Here is a 26258-nt window from a genome sequence, read left to right as displayed (position 1 = left end):
CCGTCGTTCGTCAGCGGCCTGCGGCGCGGATGGTGTCCCACGGGACGACGCCGACGGAGTCGGCCCATTCCTGCCAGCGCGCAGCGAGTTCTTCGACCAAACCGGGTTCTTGCGCGGCGAGGTCGTGCCGCTCGGTGCGGTCGTTCGCCATGTCGTAGAGCTCCCAGGCGCGGTCGGCTTCCCGAACGATCTTCCAGCGACCGCGGCGGGCTGCGGCGTTGCCGATGTGTTCCCAGAACAACATGCGCCCTTCTTCGCAGGACTCCCCCCGGAGTTCAGCGAGCATCGAGCCGCCCGGGCCGGCCGCGAACGGGATGCCGGCGGCCTCGAGCAGGGTCGGTAGCACGTCGGTGAGCTGGTGCGGAGCGTGCACGATTCTTCCGGTGTCGAGCCCTCCGCCTGGCCAGTGGGCGATTAGCGGAGTGGCGATTCCTCCCTCGTGGACCCATCTCTTGTAGTAGCGGAACGGGGTGTTCGACAGGTTCGCCCATGCCTTGCCGTAGCTGCAGAAGGTATCTTCCCCGCCGGGCCAGATACCGGGATCGTTCCCGAGCTTGATCGGAACACCGTCCGGCGTGTGCGCGGGCTGCCGGTCGCGAAACTTGGGTGCGTCCGGAGGTGGCAGCTCCTCCGCGCACCCTCCGTTGTCGGACAAGAACACCACGAGGGTGTCGTCCGCGGCACCGCTATGCTCCAAAGTGGACATCACTCAGCCGATCGCGCGGTCCATCGCGGTCACCTGAGCCGCGTAGACCGCCATGCGGCGCGCTTCCCACGCCTGCGCTTCGGCCTCGGACCACGACAACTGCTCGGGATCCCGTTCGCTCAGCGGGGCTTCGTCGCCCAGGATTCCTTCTTCCACCAGGCGTTCACGCCGGGCGGCGCGCAGCTCGTCCCACCCCGCGGTGAACCGCTCGGCGTAGTGGTGCACTTCGCCTTCGGGAGCGTGCAGCGGCCAGTGCGGCGCGGTGAAGGCGAGATAGAGGAAGAATGGCCGGCCTGCGTCGGTTTGGCGGGCGACGAAGTCCGCTGCGCGCTCGCCGATGGCGTCGGTGAAGTAGTAATCGCCGACGGGCGGCGGCTGCCGCTCCTCTCCCGCATGCAGGTTGCGGGGGTGGAAGTAGTCGTCCGCCCCCGGGAGGATCCCGTAGAACTCGTCGAATCCGCGCCGGGTCGGCCAGGTCTCATTGGGCGTGCTCGTATCGCTGGACAGGTGCCATTTTCCGGACAGGTGCGTCGCATAGCCTGCTTCCCGGAAGATTTCGGCGGCGGTCGGCACCGCCACGTCGAGCGAACCCGGGTACCCCCAGGGCCGCTGGTCGTCGGTGAGGATGCCGATCCCGGTCTCGTGGGGATGCCGGCCCGTCAGCAGCGAGGCCCTCGACGGTGAACATCGGGCGGTGTTGTAGAACGACGACATCCGGACCCCGGAGCGGCCGAGCCGGTCGAGGTGCGGGGTGTCGATCTCGCCGCCGTAGCAGCCCAGGTCCGAGAACCCGAGGTCGTCGGCGACGACGAGCACCACGTTGGTCCGCCGCCTTGCTGGCCCGATATCCATAAGACCACCATTCCCCAGCGAAGATTTATTTTCTCCTGTAGAGAAATTAACATCGCGGGGCGGTAGGATCAAGCTGCCTGGTCCACATGGCTCCGTGAGGAAGACGATGTCCCGTTCGACTCCTGTCACCCTTCCGACCCGAGGACGCCACGATGGCTTGATCCTCACCTTGCTTCGCTCTGGCGAGGCGCTCTCCCGCAGTGCGATCTCCGACATCACCGGCCTGTCTCCCACCACGGTGACCAAGGCGGTCACACCGCTGATCAGCAAGGGCTACATCAAGGAGTCGAGCCCCGAAGCCGAGTCCCGCATCGGCCGTCCCGCGATCGGGCTGCGCCTGGTCCCGGAGGCCGTCGAGGTCTGCGGTATCCAGATCGGCGTCGGCACCGCCCGGGCCGGACTCGTCGACGCCCTGGGACGCACCCACGACGTGCGGACTTGGACGTTCGATCCGTCGGCACCGGCAGAGGCCGTCATGAAGCAGATCGCGGAGCGGGTGCGGGAGGACTTGTTGCCACTGGCCGCATCGGAACTGATCGGCATCGGCATCGGGGCGGCCGGCGCGGTCGACACGACCAACCGGGTCAACCTCATGTCGCTCAACCTCGGCTGGAACGACGTTCCGATGGCGACCATCAGCGAGGAGACCTGCGGCCTGCCCACCGTCGTCGAGCACAACGTGCGCGCGATGGCGCTGGCCGAGAACAGGTTCGGCCACGGCGCCCGGAGCATCGCCTTCGTCTACGTCAAAACCGGTGTCGGTCTCGGCCTCGTGCTCCACGACGAACCCTTCCTGTGCGGCGAGCACGGAGTCAGCGAACTCGGCCACATCCAAGTCGTGTCCGAAGGGGAGAAATGCGCGTGCGGAGCGCACGGCTGCCTCGAAACGATCGTGGCGGAGCCTGCGCTCCGGCGGAACCTGTCCCGACTCGGCGTGAAGGATGCCGGCGAACTCCTCAATGCTCTGGAAGACGCCGCAACCACCGACAAGGACGTCGCCGATCTCCGCGACTCCGTACTGCGACACCTCTCCACCGGCCTCGCCGCCGTCGCGAACTTGCTCAATCCGACGCTGATCGTCGTCGGGGGCCTGCTCGCGGAGGCACCCGAGCCCTTCTTGCACGACTTGACGGAGCGCACGCGCGATCGGGTCTTCCCCTTGCTGCGAGACTCGTTGAGCCTCAAGCGGACATCGTTCGACACCCCAGGGATCGTCGGAGCAGCCGCGAGCGCTTTCGAGACCTTCTACTACGGCCCGCCACCTTCCGAGCTCCCAGCGGGACGCGGCCGAGGCGCGCCCCGACTGGGTTGAGCTCCAATCACCGCATACCACCCGGAAGCATTTCGGCCTCGATCTCCTCCAGGGTCTTGCCCTTCGTCTCAGGAACGAGCACGCCGACGAACAGGCACGCGAGCAGGCCCATGACACCGAAGAGGATGAAAGCCAGCCCGCTCCCGACCGCGAGCAGAATCGGGAATGTCAGTGACAGCGCGAACGTCGATGCGAAGTTGAAGACCTCCGCGATGCCGAGGGCCGACCCGCGGACCCGCAGCGGCAGGATCTCAGCGATCACGATCCGCGCGACAGTGCCCCAGGACAGCGAATACATCGCTTTGAAGACGAGCAGACACGCGATCGCGACGAATCCGCTGACACCGAGGGTGAGTCCGGCAGTCCAGGACAGCACCGCCATGGTCGTCATGCTCAGCCCCATCACGAGCGCCCCGACCATCAACAGCGGCCTGCGCCCCCAGCCGTCGAGGAGCCTGGACGCGAGCACCGTGAAGATGATCGAAACGATACCGAAGCCGATCGTGTTGAGCAGGGACGCTTCCTCGCTGAACCCGATCGACTTCAGAATCGTCGGGGCGTAGTAGGTGATCGTGTTGATGCCGAGCAGCTGGGCGAGCACCGCCATTCCCACGGCGACGAGGACGATGCGGCGAACCCCCGGCCGGAACCCCTCCCGCCACGACGGCTTCGCCCGGTGGAAGGTCTCGCGCATCTCGCGCATCGCCTGCTCGACCTCGTGCGCAGCGACCTGTCGCGCGAGCCCCGCCCGCGCTTCTTCGTCCCTCCCCCGCGTGAGCAGCCAGCGCGGACTCTCCGGCAGCACCCAGACCCCCGCGATCAAGACGAGCGCGGGCACCAGCGCGAAGGCGACCATCCACCGCCACGCCCCGGACGGGGACATCGCATATCCGACCACATAGGACAGCAGGATCCCGGAGGCGATCATCAGCTGGGTGAGCGCCCCGATCCGCCCGCGAATCCGCGCGGGCGAGATCTCGGCGAGGTAGATCGGGACGGACACGGCCACGATGCCGATCCCGACCCCGATCACGACCCGGCCGACCACGAGCATCGCCACAGAACCGGCCGTGGCCCAGGCAATCGTCCCGCCCATGAAGACCAGGCTGGCGATGAAAACGAGTCGCTTGCGCCCCAACGGACTGGCCAGCGCGCCGCTCACGACGGCCCCCACCCCTGAGCCGATCGCCAGCGACGACGAGACCACCCCCTGCGCGGCGGGACCGAGGTGGAATTCCTCGGTCATGAACAGCAGCGCGCCCGCGATGACGCCGTTGTCGTAACCCCAGAGGATCGCCCCGAGAGCACCGAGGAAGTACACCAGACCGGGCGGCACTTCACGGCTCTGCTTGACGGGCGCCTGCTGAGACGCGACCTGCTTCATACTCGGGACCCACCTTCGCTGGAGGACTGCCACACGCAGACAACCTGCATGGACTTTTTAAATCCAGGAACGAAATTAACATCGAGTGGCCCGCGGCACAACCATCCGAGTGAACGCGAGACCTGACGTCTCGCTTGGCGTCGAGCACTCGATCGCCGCCGCTCGTCGGCGTCCGAAGACGTCGGACTCCTGGTGCTGCCAGTGCTTGGCGGCTTGATCTACGAATGCGAACGTGCAGCGCAAAGCTTCTGGTCAACGCCGGTGGCCGACTCCTGGCACCCCACAAGTCAATCCGATGTGAATCCCGCAGGAAGCGGATCGACCAGCCAAGCACGCGATGGTGGGCAGTCGCTGACCGGCCGAACCCACCGCCCGCGCCCGAGGACGCGGGCGGTGGGTTCGCCGGACCAGCCTGGGAAAACCGGTCAGCGGCCCGCTTCCGCGCGCTGCTCGTTGACGCGTTGGCTCGGTTCGGAGAACGCGAGCTTGCCCATCAGCGACCGCTCGCCGTCCCGACGGCGGTCGAACACCGCGACGTAGCAGTCCTGGGCCGCGGATGAGCGCGGGTCGGCCAGGAACGCCCACTCGGCCAGGTGGCAGGCCAGTCGCAGATCGCTGTCGGCCAGCTCGTTGGCCCGTGCGACCAACGCGTCGACACCGCCGGCGAGGCGCGCGATCTCCCCCACCTGAGCAGCCATCGGTGCAGGCAGCAGGTTTGCGGGATTGCCGTCCCACCAACCACCGTAGCGGCGGATCACGTTGCGGCAGATGAATTCCGGGCGGTCGTAGTGGGGCTGCAGGCGCGGGTGTGCGGCCAGGTGCGGTGGGATCACCAGGGATTCCACGATGTCATCGGGTCGCATGCCTGCGTTGAGGCCGTCGAGCGCGTGGCGCACGATGTACCGGAGGTATTCGGCCATCGCCAGCAGCTCGTCGCGGATCGTTTCGGCGCCATGCACGCAGTCGCCATGGCCGGTGATCACGTAGTCGGCGCCGAGAGCTGCCATCTGCTCGGCGGCGTCGGCCCACTCTTCCGCGTACCGCTGGACCTTGCGGGGATTGCCGGCGTTGGGCAGGTAGCCGACCACCAGGTCTCCTGCCGCGATCACCCGCCGCTGCGGTGCCCAGACCCACGCGGCATCGTCGGTCTCCCCCTTGGCGTGGCGCACCACGAATCGCTCGCCACCGATGCGCAGCTCCAGGGTGTCACGGAACGTGACGTCTGGAACGACGAAGTCTTCCGGGGCGCTCGGCCAGCTGCGGCCGTTGGCGCCGGGGCGCTGTCCGTTGATGGCGGCGTTCAGGCCCGCCGTCTTGGTGTAGCGCGCGAAGTGGTCGAGCAGGTTCTCGTGCGCGACCACCCGAGGCCGTTCCCCTGCCTCCAGGAACGCCCACAGCCCGAAGGCGTGGTCCACGTGCCCGTGCGTGAACACGACGGTGTGCAGGGGTTGAGCGCTCAGCTGACGGACCGCGCGCAGGAGCGCGGGGCCGTCGCCTGCGCAGCCGGAGTCGACCATGAGCAGGCCGTCATCGGTCTCGAACAGCGCGACGTTGGCCATCCCGGGCTGGATCATGAAGGTACGCGGCGCGACCTCCACGACCTTCGGCGGATTCGGGGCAGCGACCTCGCGCGCCGCGACGTGCTGGAACTGCGCGTTGCCGATGTTGCCGAAGTTCTGCCGCATCAGGGCATGCGCACCCGAGCCCAGTCGCGAGTCCACCGATTTCTGCTGGGCCTGCGCCCCGGCCGCTCCGCTGGACGAATCAGACATGAGAATCTCCTCGCTGTGATGTTGGACGGCGCGTTGACACTCATTAAACCACATGATTTACTCGCCTACAGCGATAGCGAGGATCGATCGGAGGCATACCCGAGCGGCACTGTTATATTGTTCGCAGAGTTGCAAATCCGTCGCCTGGCGGACTCAGGTCACCGGCCGGATGAAACGGAAAGAAGCTGGATCACGTTGGAAATATCAACGCGTTTGCAAATTCTGTGCACGGCCGAGCGATTGTTTGCGACGCAGGGAATCGATGCGACCTCGCTTCGCCAGATCAGCGCGGACGCCGAGCAGCGCAATACGGCGGCGGCCAAATACCATTTCCAGAACAAGCCGACGCTGATCAGGGCGATCTTCGACTATCGCCTCAACGCCATCGACACCCGCCGCGGACAGTTGCTGAAACTGGCCGAGGACGAGGGGCGCCTCGACGAACCGTGGCATCTGGTCGAGGTGCTGGTTCGGCCGCTGGCCGAGCAGGCCGCTGAATCCGGCAGTCATTACGTCCGTTTTCTCAATCAGGTTTTCGAGTACGTCGGGCGCGATGTGGCCGCGCTGCCCGAGATCGCCGGGCTGGACGAAGCGGTAGCCGTCGGTCATCTGGTCACCGATCGCCTTCCATTCCTGTCCCACCCCCAGGTCCGCCCCCGAATTCGGTGGGCCGGACAACTGATCATCTCGGCGCTCGCCGACCTGGAGCAGCGGAACGCGTCCGCGGAAACCCGGAGCGACGGGCCTGGCACCGAAATCTTCGTCGTGGCGCTGATCGACGCGGTCACCGGCCTGCTGACGGCCGCCGTATCCACTCCACGCGGGTGAGATCGACCGCGGGCGGCGTCATATCGACCAGTGAGGAGACTTCCCGATGAGAGTGGAAGAAGACGCCGACCCGATCGGGAAAGCGGTGCGTCTCGGTTATGCCGTTGCCGCACTGGTGATCGGCGGGGCTTGGGCGTTCGGTTGGGACGTTCCGGTCTGGGAGCACGCCCTACGCCTCTTCGTACTCGTCCTGGTACTACCGCCCATCGTGCACCTCGCGCGGAGGCGGCTGGGGCGGTTGGCTTCCGCATACCCGCCGCTGCGCCACCTGGTCGTCGCCAAGGTGCTCCTCGTCGTGGGTGCCGTCGGGCTGGAGTTGCTGCTGGACCAATGGACTTGGTGGGCGCCCTTCATCACCGCCGCAGGCCTCGCCGTCGCGGTGGCCGTCGGCGGGCCGCCATGGCACCGGAAGCTGCACCGGCGTGCCGCGCCCGTCCCGCGCGCAACCCCAGGTGACCGGAAGCGCCGCTAGGCACACCGGGTACGAAGAACGGCCCAGTACCGCAGTGCCGGCTGACAAGGGCTGCCAAAACGCCCGGATGGGCATCCACACGCCGGCCGAGCCGCGGAGCAAAACCGCGTCCACAACGCCAGGTCACGCCGCACTCCACGCTGCACCGAGAAGATCCCACGCACGAAGGAAACCCCGAATGGCAGAGAATCCCGCAAGTCAGTGGACGTCCACGGCCCAACGGACCCCGCAGGAAGCGAAGTTCTTCTGGACGGGCGGACCGATCGAGGTCGCACAGGAGACCTGGTTCGCGTCGATCGGTTCCGGCGTCACGGCCTTCGCCACCCACGAGGGCCTGGTGCTGGTCGACTCGGGCACCCGCCTGTTCGCGGGCGAGATGGCCGAGCACATCCGAAGCCGCACCGACCTACCAGTGCACACCGCGATCTACACGCACGGTCACGTCGATCACGCCTTCGGCCTCGGCGCCTTCCTCACCGAAGGTCAGACCGCACCGCAGATCGTCGCCCAGGCCAACATGGTCGAACGCTTCGCACGTTACGCGCGCAGCCCGCGGCACAACGCGACGATCAACAGCCGCCAGTTCGGCGGCCGCACCGACGACCCCACCTTCGAGTCCGAGGATCTGCGCTTCGGTTTTCCCGAATACCCGCCGACGCGCTACTACCAGCAGTCCCTCGAACTCCGCGTCGGCGAAACGACCTTCGAGCTGCACGCGTGTCGCGGGGAAACCGACGACCACACCTGGGTCTACTGCCCCGAACGCCGCGTCCTGTGCACCGGCGACTTGATCATCTGGGGTGTGCCCAACGCGGGCAATCCGCAGAAAGCACAGCGCTATCCCTGGGACTGGGCCAAGGGACTGCGCGCGATGGCCGAGACCGGTGCAGCCTCGCTGTGCCCCGGCCACGGCGGGCCGGTCGTGAACGACCCCGGACTCGTCCGCCGCATCCTCCTGGACACGGCGGGCTTCCTCGAGGACATCGTCGAACGCACGCTGGCAGTCCTCGAAGACGGTTCGCCCCCGCACGTGGACATCGTGCGCCGCGTGGACCTGCCGGAATCCGACGCACCTTGGCTGCAGCCCGTCTACGACGAGGCCGAATTCATCGTCCGCAACGTCATCCGCTACTTCGGCGGTTGGTGGAGCGGGCGTCCGAGCGAACTCAAGCCGGCCCCGCGCGCCGACGTGGCCACCGAACTCGCCACCCTGGCCGGCGGCGCCGGCGCACTGCTCGCACGGGCCACCGAACTCGCGCCCCGCGACATGGCGCTGGCCTGCCATCTCGCGGATTACGCCGTGGAAGCGGCTCCTGATGATGCCGACGTCGCCGAGGGCGTAGCACGTCTCTACGCCGACCGCGCCGCCCAGGAGACCAGCTTGATGGCGACGAACCTCTACAGGTCCGCTGCAGCCAGCGCCAAGGCCAAGCGCCCCTTCGCATAGGAAGCGCCCACCGATTGCGTTCGACCGCTGAACGCGGATGTTCCTCCGCGGCCAGCGGTCGAACGAATCGGCCGTTTTTCCAGGTTTCGGTGTATTGACGTCCAAAGAGGACGAATCAGGTTGGGGTTGACCGGGCAAGGCGGTTTCCTGCCCGGTCAAGGCCGCCTGCAGGCCGGGCTGACCGGCCACCGCGCCTTACGACGAGCACCGAAAGATCGTACGTGCCAAGGGAATTCGCCCTTAATTCGCCAGGCTCCGCTCCGGGCCGGGCGTGTACCGATAGGTGGCCGAACAGGACATCCCGCTGCTGCACCGGTACCTCCGCCTGCGTGTCCTCTGCGATATCCGCGACGCGCGACGGAACCCTTGACGCATAGCCTTTCAGGCATACATAGTCGACGCATTCGTCGACTCCGGGCATTGCGCGGCAGGCGGCGCCGCCACCGATCCCGCTGCCCCCGGTAGGACTTCTGATGGATTTGCCCCGACTCCTCGACGGCCGGCTCAAGCTTCGGCACCTCGTCCTCGTGGACGCTCTGAGCAAGCAGCGGAGCGTAGTGGGTGCGGCGGCCGCGCTGCACGTTACGCAACCGGTGGCGACCAGGAGTCTGCACGAACTCGAGGAGATCCTCGGGGTGCAGCTCTACGAGCGGGGACCGCGGGGCGTGACGCCGACCGTGTACGGCGAGGCGTTCACCGAGCACGCCCGCGCTGTGCTCGCCCAACTCAACCAGGCCAGCCGCCACATCGGCGAGCTCGCCGACGCATCCCGGGGCACGGTGGTCGTCGGCACCCACCTGGCCGGATCGAACGTGCTGCTGCCAGCGGCGATCGCCAGGCTGAAAGCAGCACGGCCGCTGCTCACCGTCGTGGTGCGGGAGGGCACCCCGGAGAGCCTGCTGATCGAGCTCGAAGCCGGGCGGATCGACCTGATGATCGGGCGCCTGACCGCGCCGAGCAGCGAATCGGTGACCCGCACGCCGCTCTACCACGAGTCGGTCCAACTCGTCGTCCGCGCGGAGCACCCGCTCACCGCCAAGCACGAACTGGGCCTGGGTGAGCTGTTGGACTACCCGTGGATTCTGCCGGGAGTCGAGACGGCCCTGCGCCGCGAACTGGAGGAGTTCTTCACCAGGCACGGCGTGCCCCTGCCGGAGAACCGCGTCGAGTGCACCTCGTTCCTCACCGTGCGCCACTTGCTGCTCGAAACCGATGTCATCGCGGCCCTGCCGACGCTGATCCCGCGCGACGACATGCGGCTGACCACCTTGCCTGTCGCACTGGAGCACGTCGGCCACAGCGTGGGGATCACCCTCTCGGCCGAACGGCGGCTGAGCCCGTCCAGCCTCGCGTTGGTGACGGAACTGCGCAGCGTGTCGGCGACCATGGCCGACAAGTAGGCCCCAGCCCTGCGATCGCCTCAACGACCCACGCGTGCCCATTTGGGAATCCGATTCCGCAATAGGCACTTGTCCAGTATGGACGGCACGGCGGGCGACCGGTTTCGCGAGCGGGATCCGGAAGGACATAGCGGAGAGACCAGGTTCTTCCGGATGTTGCAGCCCGCGCGGTACGGCGGCGCAGAATCGGACCTCGTGTCCGACTACCCCGCCGTCGAGCTGATCTTCCGGGAAATCCCGAGGAATCGCTCGGCGTTCTGCCTGACGATCTGGTCCCGCGCCACGTCGTCGAGGAACGCGCTCTTGCGCACGACGTCCCCCACCGGGCGCTCGCCCAGCGGGTACGGGTAGTCGCTGCCCACCATGACCCCGTCCGCGCCCAGCGTGTCGACCAGCAACCGGAGCGCGCGCTCGTCGAACACCACCGAATCGACGGAGAACCGGTCCAGGTAGTGCGTCGGCGGGAATTCCGACGTGCCGATGATGTCGTTGCGGCCGTGCCAGGCGTTCTCCATCCGGCCGAGCCAGAACGCGAAGGACCCGCCGCCGTGCGCGAAGCAGATCTTCAGGCTGTCGTCGATCCTGTCGAAGACGCCGCCGAGGATCAACGCGAGGATGGACAGGTGCGTCTCGGCGGGCATCGCCGTGAGCCATTGCGCCATCCAGCGGTCCAGCCGCGGCGAGCTGGCCATGTCCCACGGGTGCACGAAAACCGGAACGTTCAACGAGGCGCAGTGCTGCAGGAACGTGACGACGCCTTCGCTGTCCAGGTCGAGATCTCCGACGTGGTTGCCGATCTCGACGCCGCGGTGCCCGTTCGCCACGCAGCGTTCCAGTTCCCTGCAGGCCGCGTCGGTGTCCTGCAGGGGAACTTGGCAGAACGGGATGAGCCGGTCAGGCGCGGGCGCGACGATGTCCAGGGCCAGGTCGTTGAAGATGCGGGAGATCTTCGCGGCTTGCGCACCGGTGCGGCCGTAGTTGAAGAACGCCGGGGTCGGAGAGACCACTTGCGCCTGCACGCCGTCGGCGTCCATGTCGGCCAGCCTCCTCCCGGCATCCCAGCAGTCGGCCTGGATCCGGCGGAACTCCTTGGTCCCCATCATGATCACGGCTTCGGACTCCGATTCGACCTTCAGCCATGGCGCACCCGAGCCGGCTTCGGTCGTCAGATCCGGCCACCCGTTCGGGACGTAGTGGCTGTGCACATCGATGATGCCGTCCACGATCAGCCCCTACCCGGGTGCAGCGCGCCGCACTTCCGGCAGGTCCGCGCCGTCTCGTCGGCGTAGAACTCGGCGAACACCGGAGGCAGGTCCTCGACGATGTCCCGGACCTGCAACTCGATCTCGTGGAGCAACGAGTCGCATTCGAGGCAGTACCACTGGAAGCGTTCGAGCGTTCCTTCCTCTCGAACCCGTTCGATGACCAGTCCGATCGAGTCCGGGTCGGGCCGCTGCGGCGAGTGCGGGACGTTTCCCGGAAGCAGCCAGGTCTCGCCCTCCCGGATGTGCACCGTCTCCTTCCCGTCCCCGGTCATGACATCGACGTGCATGTCTCCCTTGACCTGGAAGAACCATTCCTCGTACGGGTCGAAGTGGTAATCCGTCCGCTGGTTCGGGCCGCCGACGATCTGAACGATGAAGTCCTTTCCGAGCGCCATCGTGCGGTTGTTCACCGGCGGCTTGAGCAGGTGTTCGTGCTCCTTGATCCACCCTTGGAAGTTGATGGTCCGCGGCAGTCTCGTCATGGCGATCTCTCCTCATTGAGCCATTTTCAACCTGGTCGGCCCGCGGCCGCGGGTCGTAAAGCTGCACGTCGATGGGCTGTCGCATGCGCCGCAGGCGCATAGCCCACCCACGACACCCGCACCGCCACGCACATCGAGGCTGGAAGAACTTCATTGCTTCCGGCGTGCGATGGCCTGGATCTCGATCAGCAGGTGCGGGTGCGGCAATTGGTGCACGGCCACCGTCGTGCGGGTGGGTCCCTGCTCGTCGAAGTACTCGCCGTAAACCTCGTTGTATCCGCCGAAGTCGTTCATGGAGACCAGGAACGTGGTGATCTGCGCGATATCGGACAGATCCGCCCCGACGTCGCGCAGGATCTCGCGGATGTTCTCGATCACGGCTCTCGTCTGCTCGCGGATGTCCAGATCGGTCGTGCCGAATTCGTCCACCTCGACGCCGGCGAACGTGTTGTCCGGTCGCCTGGAGCTCGTGCCGGAGACGAAGATCAGGTCCCCGACGACCTTCACGTGCGGAAAACGTCCCCGCGGTGTGGCACGTCCTTCGACAACGCGTGCGGTTTTCATGCTCGTCCTTTCACCGATACCGATCCGATTCCCGCAACCCGGCATTCCGCGACTCCCGCAGTGAGCGTTGCTGCCGCGGTCGCCGCCCCGGCGAGCACGACCTGTCCTGCCCTCAGCTGGATTCTGCGACGGCGGCACATGTCCAGCAAGGCGTGCAACGCGCGGACAGGGTTCCCGAGAACGGCGGCGGTCGACCCGACCACCTCGGTGTTCCCCACCCGCAGTTTCACGGCGCGGTTCGACACGTCTTCTAGCGGACGCCAGGGCCCCACCGCATAAGCCGAGGCCGAGGTGTTGTCGGCGACCACGTCGGTGTAGGTGAACCGGAAGTCCCGGTAGCGGGAATCGATGATCTCCAGCGCGGGGGCGAGAGCGTCCACACAGGACTCGATGTCCGTCGCCGGGTCGTCCACGTCGACGTCGCGGCTCAGCCGGTAGGCGACCTCGGGCTCGATCTTCGGGTGAATGAAGCGGGAGAGGTCGACGTCGGCACCGTCCGCGATGCGCATGGCATCGGTGAGCCTGCCCACGATCACGTCGGAGACGCCCATCTGAGCCATCTTGGCCTTGCTGGTGAAGCCGAGCTTCACCCCGACCACTCGTTCACCTCGCGCCTCCCGGCGGGCGATCAGCGCGGCCTGGATCGCGTAGGCCTCCTCGATGCCGAACTCGTGGTCGTCCGCGAGACTCGGCGTGTCCTGGCGGTTCGCCTCCGCGGCGTGCAGTCGATCGGCCAGTGCCTCGACCTGCTCGGTAGAGATCATTCGTTGCTCCCCACTGCTGCTGCGTCGCGCCGTGCGGCGAGATCGAGCGCGATGTCGACGATCGCGGCGATCAACCGCGTTTCGGCCGCGGCGATCCGGTTGTCGGTCGCGACATGGAGAACTGTCATAGCTGCACGCACACATTCGTCGGTTCGGTGTAGAAGTGGAGGGAGGATTCGCCACCTTCGCGGCCGATGCCGGAAAGGCCGACACCGCCGAAGGGTGACCGGAGATCGCGCAGGAACCAGGTGTTGATCCAGGACATGCCGACGTTCATCCGTTGCGCGACCCGATGTCCACGGCGCAGGTCGTTCGTCCACACCGAAGCCGCGAGACCGTAATCGGTGTCGTTGGCCAGCGCGATCGCTTCCTCCTCGGTGCTGAAGGGGATCAGCGCGGCCACCGGGCCGAAGATCTCCTCCCGCACGGGACGATGGGCATTGGTCAGCCCGGTCCAGATGGTCGGCTCGATCCACGATCCCCCGCCGAGTTCGGTGCCGAGCGCGGGCACCCCTCCGCCGGTGAGCACGGTGGCGCCGTCCTGTTCGGCCAGTGCGAAGTAGTTGAGCACCTTCTTGCGGTGAGCGTGCGAGATCAACGGGCCGGTGGTGGTCTGCGGGTCCCCCGGCGGCCCCAGCCGCAGCGCTCGGGCGCGCTCGACCAGCCCGGCCGCGATGTCGTCGAGAACGCCTCGCTGGACGTAAACCCTTTCGGTGCACAGGCAAACCTGACCGGTGTTGGTGAACACCGACTTGGTCAACCCGGTCAACGCCTCGTCGAGATCGACGTCGTCGAACACGATCGCGGCGTTCTTCCCGCCGAGTTCGAAGGACACCGGACGCACCCTTGGCGCAACCGCCTTCATCACGTGCGACCCGGTAGCCGATGATCCGGTGAAGGTCACGCCGTCGATGCCGGGGTGCGTGACGAGGTGCTCGCCGGCGGAGTCCTGGCCGAAGCCGTGCACCACGTTGTAGACGCCCGGCGGCAGTCCGACCTCGGCGAGGACCTCGGCCAGCAGCGTCGCCGTCGCGGGGGTCTCCTCGCTCGGCTTGACCACGACCGCGTTGCCGCACGCCAGCGCCGGCGCGACCTTCCAGGTCAGCAGCAACAGCGGCAAGTTCCACGGCACGATCACCGCGACCACGCCCAGCGGCTTGCGCACCGCGTAGTTGAGCGCCTGCCCGCCGCCCGCCAGATCGGTGAGGAAGGATTCCAGTCCCGCCGCGGCCACCACGTCTGCGAAGGTCCGGAAGTTGGTCAACGCGCGTGCGACGTCCAGCTCTCGCGCCTGCGTGACGGGCTTGCCGGTGTCGGCGACTTCCGCGGCGACGAACTCCTCGAACCGTTCCTCGATCCGGTCGGCGGCGCGGCGCAGCAGCGCGGCCCGCTCGCGCACCGCGGTGTCCGCCCAACCGTTGGCCAGGGCCCGGCGAGCGGCCTGGACCGCGCGATCGACGAGCGCGGCATCCGCCTCGTGCACGCGGGCGATCAGCCGCCCCGTCGCCGGATCGACCTGCTCGAAACCCCGGTCGGTGTCGGGTTCGACGAACTGCCCGTCGACGAAGTTGCGCGTCCAGAGCCCGTGCTGTGCCGTCATGCGTTCCAATCTGACCGCCGCGCCCATAGCGATCAAATGCGCTTTTCCGCGCGAGCCATACCCAGTCCGCATACCCGGGGGTCAAGCCGCCACCGCAGCCACGGGCGCTCCGACGACATCGCCGCGACCTGCAGCTATGCATCCACCACATGGCCCCGGACGAGATGGGCATTCGCTTCCGCCGGATCCTCGGCACATCCTCGACGCGACCCGGCGACGCTCCCTGATCCCGGCTCGTCACCACGGAGGTTCCTGGAGATGTGTTCGGCAACAACAGATCCCGGCCGCTCGACATCGCGGAACGGCTCAGCACGGAAGGTCGCCTGGGCATCGGCGATCGGCAGCACCATCGAGTGGTACGACTTCTTCCTCTACGGCACCGCGGCCGCGCTCGTGTTCGACAGCCAGTTCTTCCCCGAGCTGGATCCCGCAGTGGGCACCATCGCCGCGTTCGGCACGCTCACCGCGGGATTCCTGGCCCGCCCGTTGGGTGGCGTGATCTTCGGCCACTTCGGAGACCGCGCCGGCAGGCGCAACACGCTGATCGTGTCCCTGCTGCTCATGGGCCTGGCCACCACGATGGTCGGAGCGCTGCCCACCTACGCCGACGTCGGCATCTGGGCTCCGGTCCTCCTGGTGCTCCTGCGACTGGTCCAGGGGATCGGTCTCGGCGGCGAATGGGGCGGAGCCATCGTGCTCACGCTCGAACACGCTCCCGAGGACAGGAAGGGTTTCTACGGCTCGTTCCCGCAACTGAGCACCCCGGCCGGGCTCATCCTCGCCAACGGTGCGTTCCTCGGCTGCCTCGCAGTCGTCGGGAAGGAGGAATTCGTCCAATGGGGATGGCGCATCGTCTTCCTGATCAGCATCGCGCTCGTGGCCGTCGGTCTCTACCTCCGCGTGCACGTCCAGGAGAGTCCGGAGTACGTGCGGACCGCGCAGCGCAAGCAGGTCGACCGAGCACCGGCAGCGGTCGTCTTCTCCCGGCACTGGAAGCCGCTCGTCCACGCGACCCTCGTCATCGTCGGCAACAGCACCGCTGCGTACATCTTCATGGTCTACGTGCTGTCGTACGGCACGACTGCGCAGAACCTGAGCCGGCCGTTCGTGCTCGGGTGCGTGATCCTCGGCTCGGCTGCGTGGCTGGTGTCCGTGCCGTTCTGGGCGCGCCTCGGTGACAGGTTCGGCCTGCGGGCCGTGTTCGTGCACGGATCGGTCGTCCGCCTCGTCTGGTGCCTGGCCTTCTTCCCCATCGTCGACACCGGGAACGAGCCGGTCATCCTGCTGTTCATGGTGTCGATGGGGCTCGTCCTGTCCGTGACCAACGCACCCATCGGCACGTTGACCGCGGGGTTCTTCCCCGTGGAAGTCAGATATTCCGGTGCATCGATCAGCTATCAGATCGGTTCGCTGCTCGGCGGCGGCATCACGCCGTTGGTGGCCTCCGCGCTGTTCACGACGACGCGATCGTCGTGGCCGGTGACGGCCTACCTCCTGGCGATCTCCGTGCTGAGCCTCGTGGCGTCGAGCGCGATTCCGCGCCGGAATGCCGCACCCGTCCGCGAAGCGAGCGCTCCGACCGAGGTGCGCTGAACCACGTCGTCGAACAACCGTTTTGGAAAGAGGGAAGATGGAACTCGTCATCCTGGGCAGCTCCGGCGGACCGCAGCCGAATCGCGAACGATCCGCTCCCGCGACGGCGATCGTGCGCGGCGACGACATCCACGTGATCGACTGCGGAAACGGCGTCGCGCGGCAGCTGGTGGCGGCGGGCCTCCGCCTGCGGAACCTTCGATCCGTGCTCGTGACGCACCACCACGTCGATCACAACGCGGATCTCGGGGCCCTGCTCCACCTCGCGTGGACCGCGGGCCTGGTCAGCCCCGTCGACGTGTGCGGACCGCCGCCGCTGGCGCGAATGGTCGAACTGCTCCTGGAGGCTGGCAGGCCCGACATCGAGCATCGCGAGCTGCTCGGCAGGCCGAAGCTCGCCGGACTGTTGCGCACCCGCGAAGTGGCGGAACCCGGGGTCGTCATCACCACGCCGGCGATGACCATCACCGCCGGCACGGCGCTGCATCCGCCGATGCCCGCCTTCGCCTACCGGGTCGACGCCGACGACTCCTCGGTGGTCGTGTCCGGCGACACCGCTGCCTCCGAGCAGGTCGCCGAACTCGCCAGGGGCGCCGACGTCCTCGTGCACGAGGTGTACTCGCCGAACCACCTCGACCGGCTGCTCGCGGGCACGAACGCCGGGGTCGCCGAGCTGCAGCGGCACTTCGCCCGCGCGCACACCGATGCCGAAAGCGCGGGGAAGATCGCGAAGCAGGCGGGTGTGCGCACCCTCGTCCTCTGGCACCTCATCCCGTACGACCTCGACGAGGACGAATGGATCAGGCAGGCGAGCCACCACTTCGACGGCGAGATCATCGTCGCCCGGGACCTGATGCGGATTCCCGTCGAGTAGAGCGCCACAGCCGACGCGGTTTCGGGCTCCTGCCAACCTTCGGGGCATTGGTCGCGTTGGCGCCGATGCGGCAGCGGCATCGCCAGGCGGCGCCAGGATGCGTCAGTGGTGCAACGCGTCATCCAAGACGGAGGCGATGTCCGGGTGCCGGCTCTCGAAACCCGCTTCGGTCAGGCGGGTAGGGACGACCCGCAAGCTGCCCATGACCTCGGGAGCCACCTGACCCATGGCTACCCGAAGCAATCCGGTAGGCACACGCAGCAACGCTTGCTTCCCGATCGCGCTCGCCAACGCGTGGGTGAATGCCCGGCTTCGGATCGGGTTGGGCACGGCGATGTTGTAAGGCCCTTCGACTCCTGGACGGTCCATGAGAAACCGGGTCGCGCGGACCGCGTCGGCGAGTGATGCGCAGCTCCAGAACTCGCTCCCGCTGCCCAAGGTGGCCCCCAGCCCCGCTCGGAACATGGGCAGCAGCCTGGGCAGGAATCCGCCGCAACGGGAGACCACCAGGCCGAGTCGCAAGTGGCATACGGCGATTCCCGCAGCACTCGCCGGGCTGGTCGCCTCCTCCCAGGCGCGTGTGACCGCGGGGAGGAAACCGTCCGCCACACCACTCGCGGATTCGCCCAGCACCTCGTCACCACGGTCGACGCCGTAAAACCGAATGCCGGAAGCCGAGAGCATCACCCGAGGTGGTCGATGCGCCGCCGCTGCCGCGACCGCAAGCGTGCGAGCACTATCGATCCGGCTGCGCAGCAGCAGGGACTTGTACCCTCGCGTCCAGCGCTGCCCACCCAGCGGCGCACCGGCCAGATTGACGATGACCTCGGCTCCCGCGACCCACGCCGGCCTGGGCTCGGCAACCGGGTCCCACCGCACTTCATCCGGTGACGCCGGCTGCCGCCGCACGAGCCTTCGGACCGTGTGGCCATCGCTTTCCAGTGATCGGCGCAGTGCCGTACCGATCAACCCGCCGGCTCCCGCCATGACCACGAGCATCACGCCACCATCCCCGCGCTAGCGGCCAACGCGACGACGAACGCGGTGCTGACCAGCCCCAACATGATCCACGCCTGCCACCGCAGCCGCTGGCGAAACCCCGCCAACTCGTTGGCGGAGGCGAAGACCCGTGCAGGCCAATGCCGCCACGAAACGTTGCAGAACACCGCACCGGCAGCCGCGTACAGCACGGCGACGGCGCCGTAGGCGACCACCCGCTGCGGCACGAGAGCGGCAAGGGCGGAGGCGGTCAGCAAGAGGGTGCAGATCATGCCCGCCACCGGCCACCGGTTCCCGCTCGCCAACTCGAGCAGGAAATCCTCACGTCGATGTTCGTCGGGAAAGAACCGCGCCACCCGCGGCTGAACCACCACCAGGCTGTACACCATCGATCCCAGCCACACAGCGGCGAGGGTCAGATGAACCAGAACGAGGATCGCGGCTAACGCTCCCACGGAGGTGGACATTCCCGAAGACTAATCATTCGGCCGATCTCGCGTAGCCGGTTGACCACCGAAGTGGTCACGGACCCGCCGCATCAGGCGGAGCGTTCTTCGGCCCGGGTAGGCGGTACGAGTCCGGTTTCGGTTTTGCGCCACGTTCCGTCGGCCGAACCGAGCCTGCGTCGCATCCAGCCGACGAGTCCAAAATGTTTAATCTGGGATTATTGCCAAGGAACTGAGTTCAGCCGCGTTACCTATTGGCAATGAAATGTGATCGGGATCACTTAATAGCTTGTTGCAGTAGATTATTGACCGCCATATTGTCCCGTTCGTGAACAATTTACTCAGGGCGGCCGCGATCGCCTCGACTCTTGCAATCGGTACCTTCGCAGGAGTCGGCCTCGCCGCCGCCGCCCCGAACATGACGACCACCGCGACCGTCGCCTCTGCGCAGGCGACCGGACTGCCCGACAACACCTGGTGGGGCGTGCCGAACGGCGCAACCGAAGCCGCGTACGACCTCTACGTTCCCGGTTACCAGTTCGGCTGCAATGGCGATCAGCGCCACAAGGGCCTCGACATCTCAGCCCCCACCGGAACCAACATCCACGCTTGGGGATCGGGCCAGGTCGTAGGCACCGGTTATGACACCGGCGGATATCACCGCTGGATCCAGGTCTACTTCCCGTCGATCGACATGACGATGACCATGGGCCACCTGCTGGACGGTTCCCAGCTGCCGGTTGGCCGCACCTTCGAAGAAGGTGATGTGTGGGCGCAGGTCGGGACGACGGCGGACGGACTCACCTTCTCGCACGTCCATTACCGCGCAGCGCACGGCAACTGGGGCGCCTCGCCCATCGGCCCCTGCGACGATGTGGACCCGTTCGTGGTGTGGTCCTCTTTGGGCTTGCCCGCCTGATCCACATCCCCAGTGCGCCGCCAGGCGCATGCCGCTGCCGACGACGATCAGCAGCTCCGAAGCGGAACTGGAGTCCCTGTTCCCTCCTGCGACCCCGGAGCAATTCGTCATCGCGGCCGGCTTGTTCGTGCAGTCCGTTCTTTTCGAAAGGTAACGACGTGGTGAACCGGAAGAATTCATTCAGGAGAATTGTCGGCGCTGTCGCGCCGGTGTTCATGGGCGCAACGTTCATGTTGGGGAGTGCGACGCCGGCTTCGGCCGCGGACGGCTACGCACTGCCGTATCCCGCTGGTGAGTCGTACGTGGTGACCCAGGGGCCGGAGGGCACCTTCTCGCACGTCGGCCCGTACAACGAGTACGCCTGGGACTTCGGTCTTCCCGCCAACTACGAGGTGTCAGCCGCCCAGGGCGGGACCATCCTCGCGTCGGACTGGTCGCCGTACTGGCAGAACGGCATCGAGGTCATCATCCAGCACCCGAACGGCCAGTGCACCCACTACGCGCACCTCAACAAGGCGATCTACAACACCGGCGACCAGGTTCCGCAGGGGCGGGTCATCGGCTTGTCGGGGAGCACTGGAGCGTCGACTGATCCACACCTGCACTTCCAGGTGATCGACTGCAACACCCGCGTAGGCATTCCCGCCATGGTGCAGGGGCAGACGCCCGGCACCGGCACGTCGCCGGTGAGCGTGAACGCCCGATCCTGACCGGCTGAACGCGGACGCGATCCTGTTGCACCTCCTTGCGGCCCAACAGGATCTGAACTGAACGAGCACGCAACGGCGGGGGTTGATCTCGAACGAGGTCAACCCCCGTCTGCCGCGTGGAGGAGTCAAGCGGAAGGCCGGCGCAGGCTCGTCGAGCGGCACTGTCCTCTTCGGACCGGATGCGTGGAATTGCCCTTCCTGGTCGAGAATGCGGTCATCCGGTTCGACCCGGGCGATCGTGACGTCCGATGATCCGGCCGGCGATCGATCTTCATTCGCGCGCGTAGACCTCCGCACCACCGACGTAGGTGGCCCGGACTGCGATCTTCGAGATCTGGTCGTGGGGCACCTCGAGCGGGTCGTCTTCGAGCACCGCGAAATCGGCGAGCTGACCGACGACCAGTGAGCCCTTCAGCCCTTCCTCACCGGTGCTGGCCGCTGATCCAGTTGTGTAGACCGACAACGCCTCGGCCGGAGATACCCGCTGCCCCGCACCGACGACCGCCCCATCCCAGCCGGTCCGCGTGACCATGCTCTGCACCGCCAGGAGGGGTTCCACCGGACCGCACGGATAGTCGGACGAACCGGCGACGGTGATGCCGGCGTCCAGGAAGGAGCGGTGGGCGAACATCCGCTCCACCCGGGCCTCGCCGTACCAATCGATCAAGTGCGCGCCATGCTGGTGAACGTAGTTGCCGAACGGCACAGCGATCGCGGACAGGGCTCGGATCCGGCCGAGGATGTCGTCGTCCACCAGGCTGCAGTGCTCGATGCGGTGCCGCAGACCAGGTTTCGGCATTTCCCGGTGGGCGCGTTCGAGTTCGTCGAGCACGAGCCGGATCGCCCTGTCCCCATTGGCGTGGACGCAGACCCGGTTGCCATCGCCGTGCACCGCCCGGACGATGTCGGCGAGTTCCTCCCGCGTGAGCACCTGGATGCCGTGATCGCCAGTGCCGTGGTGCGGCTCGTCGAGCAGGCACGTCCGGCCGCCGACCGCGCCATCGGCGAAGGTCTTGACACCGACGAAACGAAGCCCGGCGTCCCCGAAGCCCGAACGAAGGCCGAGCCGGCGCAAGGTGTCGTAGTGCTCCGCGGCCAGGAGGAACCCGACCCTCATCGTCAGCAGCCCCTGCTCCCGCGCCGCGGCGAAGAGGCGGATGTCGTCTGGCCCCACGAGTGCGTCGCACACCGATGTCACGCCGGCCGCGTGCCAGCGGCGCACCACGCGTCCAAGCGCCTCTACGCGGTCGTCGAACCGGGACTGCGGTACGACTGGACCGCCCGCCGCATCGACGTGACCGTAGGCGAATTCGTTCAACGCACGTTCGTAGAGGACGCCGTCGAGCCGCCCGGTCGCGTCGCGGCCGTACTCGCCACCACTCGGAGGTAGCGACTCATCGGTGATGCCGCCTGCGGCCAGCGCTGCCGAGTTGACCACACCCCAGTGACAGGCGACGTGCAGCACGATCGCCGGGACATCACCGGTGACCTCGTCCAGGTCCCAACGGGTAAGTCGGCGCCCCTCGGCCATCCGCGCATCGTCGTAGCCGAAGGCTTGGACCCAGCCGTCCACCGGGTCGCGCCTTGCAGCGGCCCCGACCTTCGCGGTCAGCTCCGCGAGGGAGGACACCTCCGCGGAGGACACGTCGACCTGGAGCTCGCTGTCGGCGGCCATCGACAGGTGCACGTGCGCGTCGTTGAAGCCAGGGGTGACAACTGCGTCGCCCAGGTCCACGAGCCGCGCGAGAGGCAGCGACCGCCGAAGGTCGTCCGCATCGCCCACCGCAACGATTCTGTCCCCGAGCACCGCGACCGCGTCAGCGGATGGGGAGGACGGCGTGATGACCCGACGCGCACGGAAGATGCGCGGCTCGGCTGACGGATGCATGCGATTCCTTCCAGGTTTTCGGTGCTGAGGACGCTGGGACCGCGCCTGCCGGCATGTTCACGTCTACTGGCGCGCAGGGGGTGTCGCACCGAGTCTCATGCGGGCGCATCGCTGGCGCGAAGGTCCGAGTTGTCCGGCAGATCCGCAACGCCTTGGGACTTCGCTGTCCTGCGGCCCAACGCGGCCACGCACACCAAGGTCAAGACGATCAGCCCGACGTGGTAGGCGACGACCAGGCCGATCCCACCGCTGGAGAGCAGGGACTGCGCGATGAGCGGGACCGAGCCGCCGATCACCGTTGCGGAAAGCTGGTAGGCCAACGAGATTCCGGTGTACCGGATCCTGGCGGGGAACGCGTGCGTGAGGAAGCCGGCGAGGACGGCGAAGTAGGCCGGCGCGACGATGTTGATGACGACTATGCCGATGACGATCTTGCTCCCGTCACCCGTGCTGACGAGCAGGTAGAAGACCGGGATGAGGAGGGCGCTCGCCACCAGGGCCACGATCATGAACCGCGTGGCGCCGACGCGGTGCGCGATCAGCGCTGCCACCGGTTGCGCGCAGAACTGGATGACGGTGCCCACCAGCAGGGCCGACAGGATCGTCTCCCGGGTCACGCCGAGCTCGGTCGTGGTCCAAGCGATCAGGAACGCGTTCAGGAAGTACGCTGCGCCGATCCCGATAGCCGATGCCCCGATTCCCAACAGGACTGCGGCCGGGGCCGTCCGCAGCACTTCTGCCGCCGGCGCCTTGACGATCTCGCCGCGTCGCTTGGCCGCCAAGAACTCCGGCGACTCGGCCACGGTCAGCCTGATCACCAGGCCCACCACCAGCAGGACCGCAGACACGAGGAACGGAACACGCCACCCCCAGGCGGCGAAGTCCTCGGCCGACAGCCGGCTCACGCCCAGGAAGACCAGGGTCGCCAGCAGGCCACCCGCCGGCGAGCCCTGCTGGGCGAAGGCGCCGAAGAGGATTCGACGGCTCGGTGGCGCGTGCTCAGCCGCGATCAGCACAGCTCCTCCCCATTCACCGCCGAGCGCCAGGCCCTGCACCAATCGGAGCAGGATGAGGAGGGCCGGGGCAGCCATCCCGATCGAGGCATAGCTGGGCACCAGACCAATGGCGGTACTGGAGACGCCCATGAGGACCAGCGTGGTGACGAGCGTCTTCTTGCGGCCGATCCGATCGCCGAGATGACCGAAGACCACGCCTCCCAGCGGCCGGGCCAGGAAACCCGTCCAGAAGGTCGCGAAGGATGCGAGCAGACCGGCTACCGGTGACGCCGTGGGGAAGAAGACCTCCCCGAAGACGAGCGCCGCAGCGGTTCCGAAGATGAAGAAGTCGTACCACTCGATCGCGGTGCCGATGAACGATCCGAGGCCCGCCCGGCGGGCTGCGCGGAGATCAGAAGAACTGGACATGCCGTCTCCTCGACGACGAGAGCGTTGAGGCTCGGTGACCGGAACGGGATCTGATTCTGGGCGCATGTGGCATAGCCGTCTAATGCCCGTTAGCATCGCTGCCCATACCTCGGAGGCATGGTGGAGATCAGAGTTCTGCGGTACTTCCTGGCAGTGGTCGACCAAGGCTCGATCACGGCGGCCGCGCGCGATGTCCGAATCGCACAGCCCTCGCTCTCCCGCCAACTGCGCAACCTCGAACGCAGCCTGGGAGTGGAACTCTTCTCACGCACGCCGGGGCCGCGAAAGCTCACCGCCGCCGGGGAGCGCTTCCTGCCCCTCGCCCGTGACCTGGTGGCCCGGGCCGACCGCACGCTGGGCGCGGTCAAGGCCATGACCCAAGGGCATGACGTGCCGTTGACCGTCGCCGCACCCCCGACCACGATCGCCGACTTTCTGGCGCCATACCTCGCCGACCGAGGCGCCGCCTCGTCAATTCGCGACATCCTCGAACGCGACGCGCGCAGCGTGTACGACGTCGTTGCGCGCGGAGATGCCGATCTCGGCGTCGCGCCCATCCCGCCACCCGGATCGATGGAATCACGCGTCGTGGGTCACGCCCCCGTGCTCGCACTGGTGCCACCAACCCACCCGCTGGCGCGAATCGGCGAAGTCGAGCTGACCGAGCTCGTCCATGAGCAACTGATCCTGATGCATCCCGTCAACGCGGGTCGACTGGCGCTCGACGCGGCTGCCGCACGCGAGGGTCTGGTCTACAACGAGCCGCGAGTGGTCTCGACGACCGTCGTGGCCCGTGCCTTGGCAGCCTCGGGCCACGGGATCGCCGTGCTCACCGACAAAGCGATTTTCGGACTCACCCCGGTCGCCATCCGGGTAGGCGAGAGCCTGCTCTCCGTGACCCTGTACGCCGGCTGGGACAGGACCCACTGGGCCGGCACACAGGTAGCTGCGCTCGTCGACTCGGTCTCCCGCTTCCACCGAGAAGTGCTCGCGCGCATCCGTCTCTTCGAGAACGCACCGGGCGACCGCTCGGAGTAACGGCCCGAGGTTGCCCTTACCGCGAGACCTTCCCGCGGCGTGCCCGCCGCCCTGCGGACGATTCCGCACCACCCGAATTCCGTCCACAGGAGACAGTGACTCGCGAAAAACGAGAAACCGCAGGATGAACGGTGCAACTCACTACCGTTCAGCGCAGTACAACGCGCTCCCTGGACCGGCGCCCGCTGGCACTTCCCTGGCCGGGGCGCCTGCGGGCAGGCCAGGTCGGCCGTGGTCGGCCTGGTCCAAGAGCGGAGAGCTTCGTGCTGGAGTACTCAGCTAATCAGTGATGTCCACCAGAACCAGGTCGATTCGTGCTCTCCTGCCTGATGTGCGGACCGGGTGCGTCATGCTGCGCCCAGCAGGTGGGCGGCGTCGGTGTACTGGGCGAGCTTGCCGGGGTCGAGGTCGATGCCGAGGCCGGGTTCGTCAGGGATGGCGAGCATGCCGTCGTCGTCGAGTTGCCAGGGCCGAGCGGTGAGGTCGTCGATGTACGGCGATCCGGTGACGTACTCGACGAGGTCCGTGTCGGGCAGCGCGGACGCGAGCTGGAGATCGGTCGCGAGGCCGACGGCGGTGTTCCAGCCGTGAGGGATGAGCTTGACACCGTGATCGTGGGCCGCCCACCCGATGCGCCGCAGCTCGCTGGTGCCGCCGACCTTGGTGACGTCGGGCTGGACGATGTCGAGCGCGCCGGCCTCGATCCACGGGTGGAACGACTGCCGGCGAGTCAGCACTTCTCCGCCGGAGATCGCGACGAGGGCGAGGCGGCGCAGGTGTGCGTAGTCGTCGAGCGCGTCCGGAGGCAGGGGTTCCTCGAACCAGGCGACGTCGTAGTCGCGCAGCATGTGTGCGGTGCGCAGTGCCCACTTGTATCCCTGGGCCCAGGCGCTGTCGCTGGCGCCGGCGTCGACCATGAGCATCGCGTCGGGCCCGATGGCGTCGCGTGCGGCCGCGACGATGCGCTCGTCGAGGCGCTCATCGGTGCGGCCGAACGGCCCCCAGCCGATCTTGAACGCCGTCCAGCCGGCGTTCCGCAGTTGGAGCAGGTGGTCGCGCAGCGGTTCGGGCTGGTCCATGAGCAGGGAGGCGTACGGGCGGACACGCTCGCGATAGCGGCCGCCGAGGAGACGGCCAACCGGTTGGCCGGTGACCTTGCCCAGGATGTCCCACAGCGCGGTGTCGATGCCACTGATGGCGTGTGTGATCGATCCACCACGCCCCATCCAGAACGTGCTGCGGTGCAGCCGCTCACTGGTGCGCTCAGGCTCCAGCGCGTTGGAACCAATGATCAGGGGACGCAGCACCTCAAGCGCGCCCCGCACCAAGTTCTCGCTGGTGAAGACGCTGCCGATGCCGACCAATCCGTCCTCGGCGTGGACGGTGACGAGGGTGTGCACCACATCGTCCTGCGTCAGCTCCTCTTGCCAGCCTCCTTCAGGCGTCGCGCCGCGCAGTCCGGTGACCCTGACGTCGATGATCTTCACTGTTTCCCTTTTCGCGGTGTAGTGGTGTTCTG

General features: G+C 67.3%; 23 protein-coding genes and 1 pseudogene. 10 read left to right on the top strand and 14 right to left on the bottom strand.

All coding sequences use genetic code 11. From position 1 onward, the window contains the following. Positions 1–10 precede the first annotated feature (10 nt). Positions 11–1558, bottom strand: a pseudogene (locus ACWEV3_RS20020) (arylsulfatase). A 106-nt stretch (positions 1559–1664) separates the two neighbouring features. On the opposite strand from ACWEV3_RS20020, the gene ACWEV3_RS20015 reads away from it, so the two are divergent. Further along, complete coding sequence (locus tag ACWEV3_RS20015) at positions 1665–2870, top strand: ROK family transcriptional regulator (RefSeq protein ID WP_452615328.1); 1206 nt, start codon at positions 1665–1667, stop codon at positions 2868–2870. A 7-nt stretch (positions 2871–2877) separates the two neighbouring features. Here ACWEV3_RS20015 and ACWEV3_RS20010 read toward each other — a convergent pair whose 3' ends face one another. Together ACWEV3_RS20010 and ACWEV3_RS20005 are read right to left on the bottom strand one after the other, a co-directional pair. After that, positions 2878–4254, bottom strand: coding sequence for a sugar porter family MFS transporter (locus tag ACWEV3_RS20010; protein WP_452615327.1), 1377 nt, complete (start codon positions 4252–4254; stop codon positions 2878–2880). 425 nt (positions 4255–4679) lie between these two features. Continuing rightward, entirely contained in the window at positions 4680–6026 is a 1347-nt protein-coding gene (locus ACWEV3_RS20005; protein ID WP_452615326.1) for an alkyl sulfatase dimerization domain-containing protein, read from the bottom strand. A gap of 18 nt (positions 6027–6044) precedes the next feature. Between ACWEV3_RS20005 and ACWEV3_RS20000 the strand changes: the two genes are divergently transcribed. The 4 genes from ACWEV3_RS20000 (at position 6045) to ACWEV3_RS19985 (ending at position 10173) form a co-directional block, all read left to right on the top strand. Beyond that, positions 6045–6854 (top strand): TetR/AcrR family transcriptional regulator, encoded by an 810-nt coding sequence (locus tag ACWEV3_RS20000; protein ID WP_452615324.1) that lies wholly within the window; start codon positions 6045–6047, stop codon positions 6852–6854. 46 nt (positions 6855–6900) lie between these two features. Beyond that, positions 6901–7326, top strand: coding sequence for a hypothetical protein (locus ACWEV3_RS19995; RefSeq protein ID WP_452615323.1), 426 nt, complete (start codon positions 6901–6903; stop codon positions 7324–7326). 178 nt (positions 7327–7504) lie between these two features. Beyond that, complete coding sequence (locus ACWEV3_RS19990) at positions 7505–8773, top strand: alkyl sulfatase dimerization domain-containing protein (RefSeq protein ID WP_452615322.1); 1269 nt, start codon at positions 7505–7507, stop codon at positions 8771–8773. Between the two features lie 473 nt (positions 8774–9246). Beyond that, positions 9247–10173, top strand: coding sequence for a LysR substrate-binding domain-containing protein (locus ACWEV3_RS19985; protein ID WP_452615321.1), 927 nt, complete (start codon positions 9247–9249; stop codon positions 10171–10173). Between the two features lie 203 nt (positions 10174–10376). Here the strand turns inward: ACWEV3_RS19985 and ACWEV3_RS19980 are convergent, their stop codons facing one another. The 6 genes from ACWEV3_RS19980 to ACWEV3_RS19955 form a co-directional block, all read right to left on the bottom strand. After that, positions 10377–11396: an amidohydrolase family protein gene (locus ACWEV3_RS19980; protein ID WP_452615320.1), complete on the bottom strand. Its 1020-nt coding sequence runs from the start codon at positions 11394–11396 to the stop codon at positions 10377–10379. 2 nt (positions 11397–11398) lie between these two features. After that, a complete protein-coding gene (locus ACWEV3_RS19975; RefSeq protein WP_452615319.1) occupies positions 11399–11920 on the bottom strand; it encodes a 3-hydroxyanthranilate 3,4-dioxygenase in 522 nt (173 codons plus the stop codon). Positions 11921–12070: 150 nt separating this feature from the next. Further along, positions 12071–12484 (bottom strand): RidA family protein, encoded by a 414-nt coding sequence (locus tag ACWEV3_RS19970; protein ID WP_452615318.1) that lies wholly within the window; start codon positions 12482–12484, stop codon positions 12071–12073. Next, a complete protein-coding gene (locus ACWEV3_RS19965) occupies positions 12481–13248 on the bottom strand; it encodes a 2-keto-4-pentenoate hydratase (RefSeq protein WP_452615317.1) in 768 nt (255 codons plus the stop codon). The genes ACWEV3_RS19970 and ACWEV3_RS19965 overlap by 4 nt, the downstream gene beginning before the upstream one ends. Beyond that, positions 13245–13376: a hypothetical protein gene (locus ACWEV3_RS19960; RefSeq protein WP_452615316.1), complete on the bottom strand. Its 132-nt coding sequence runs from the start codon at positions 13374–13376 to the stop codon at positions 13245–13247. Before ACWEV3_RS19960 ends, ACWEV3_RS19965 begins: the two co-directional genes overlap by 4 nt. After that, a complete protein-coding gene (locus ACWEV3_RS19955) occupies positions 13373–14848 on the bottom strand; it encodes a 2-hydroxymuconic semialdehyde dehydrogenase (RefSeq protein ID WP_452615315.1) in 1476 nt (491 codons plus the stop codon). Before ACWEV3_RS19955 ends, ACWEV3_RS19960 begins: the two co-directional genes overlap by 4 nt. Before the next feature lie 258 nt (positions 14849–15106). Between ACWEV3_RS19955 and ACWEV3_RS19950 the strand changes: the two genes are divergently transcribed. Together ACWEV3_RS19950 and ACWEV3_RS19945 are read left to right on the top strand one after the other, a co-directional pair. After that, positions 15107–16441 carry an MFS transporter gene (locus ACWEV3_RS19950; RefSeq protein WP_452615314.1) on the top strand — a complete coding sequence of 445 codons (1335 nt, stop codon included), beginning with the start codon at positions 15107–15109 and terminating at the stop codon, positions 16439–16441. A gap of 37 nt (positions 16442–16478) precedes the next feature. Next, positions 16479–17315 carry an MBL fold metallo-hydrolase gene (locus ACWEV3_RS19945; protein ID WP_452615313.1) on the top strand — a complete coding sequence of 279 codons (837 nt, stop codon included), beginning with the start codon at positions 16479–16481 and terminating at the stop codon, positions 17313–17315. Positions 17316–17417: 102 nt separating this feature from the next. Here the strand turns inward: ACWEV3_RS19945 and ACWEV3_RS19940 are convergent, their stop codons facing one another. Together ACWEV3_RS19940 and ACWEV3_RS19935 are read right to left on the bottom strand one after the other, a co-directional pair. Continuing rightward, complete coding sequence (locus ACWEV3_RS19940) at positions 17418–18314, bottom strand: TIGR01777 family oxidoreductase (RefSeq protein ID WP_452615431.1); 897 nt, start codon at positions 18312–18314, stop codon at positions 17418–17420. Further along, entirely contained in the window at positions 18314–18781 is a 468-nt protein-coding gene (locus ACWEV3_RS19935) for a hypothetical protein (RefSeq protein WP_452615312.1), read from the bottom strand. Before ACWEV3_RS19935 ends, ACWEV3_RS19940 begins: the two co-directional genes overlap by 1 nt. Before the next feature lie 397 nt (positions 18782–19178). Between ACWEV3_RS19935 and ACWEV3_RS19930 the strand changes: the two genes are divergently transcribed. Both ACWEV3_RS19930 and ACWEV3_RS19925 read left to right on the top strand, forming a co-directional pair. Then, positions 19179–19679 carry a M23 family metallopeptidase gene (locus ACWEV3_RS19930; RefSeq protein ID WP_452615311.1) on the top strand — a complete coding sequence of 167 codons (501 nt, stop codon included), beginning with the start codon at positions 19179–19181 and terminating at the stop codon, positions 19677–19679. 215 nt (positions 19680–19894) lie between these two features. Continuing rightward, on the top strand, positions 19895–20389 hold the full coding sequence (locus tag ACWEV3_RS19925) for a M23 family metallopeptidase (protein WP_452615310.1): 495 nt from the start codon (positions 19895–19897) through the stop codon (positions 20387–20389). A 271-nt stretch (positions 20390–20660) separates the two neighbouring features. On the opposite strand, the gene ACWEV3_RS19920 is transcribed toward ACWEV3_RS19925, so the two are convergent. Both ACWEV3_RS19920 and ACWEV3_RS19915 read right to left on the bottom strand, forming a co-directional pair. Then, the gene (locus tag ACWEV3_RS19920) at positions 20661–22277 is read right to left on the bottom strand and encodes an amidohydrolase (RefSeq protein ID WP_452615309.1); all 1617 of its coding nucleotides are present in this window, start codon (positions 22275–22277) and stop codon (positions 20661–20663) included. A 95-nt stretch (positions 22278–22372) separates the two neighbouring features. After that, positions 22373–23701 (bottom strand): MFS transporter, encoded by a 1329-nt coding sequence (locus ACWEV3_RS19915; protein ID WP_452615308.1) that lies wholly within the window; start codon positions 23699–23701, stop codon positions 22373–22375. A 117-nt stretch (positions 23702–23818) separates the two neighbouring features. Between ACWEV3_RS19915 and ACWEV3_RS19910 the strand changes: the two genes are divergently transcribed. Then, positions 23819–24739 carry a LysR family transcriptional regulator gene (locus ACWEV3_RS19910; RefSeq protein ID WP_452615307.1) on the top strand — a complete coding sequence of 307 codons (921 nt, stop codon included), beginning with the start codon at positions 23819–23821 and terminating at the stop codon, positions 24737–24739. Positions 24740–25086: 347 nt separating this feature from the next. On the opposite strand, the gene ACWEV3_RS19905 is transcribed toward ACWEV3_RS19910, so the two are convergent. Further along, positions 25087–26226, bottom strand: a complete 1140-nt coding sequence (locus ACWEV3_RS19905; protein WP_452615306.1) for a mandelate racemase/muconate lactonizing enzyme family protein — start codon at positions 26224–26226, stop codon at positions 25087–25089. Positions 26227–26258 lie beyond the last annotated feature (32 nt).

It is taken from the genome of Saccharopolyspora sp. NPDC003752, assembly GCF_053605825.1.
The sequence above is the reverse complement of the archived record's forward strand: the minus strand, read 5'-3'. Positions and strand labels throughout refer to the sequence as shown.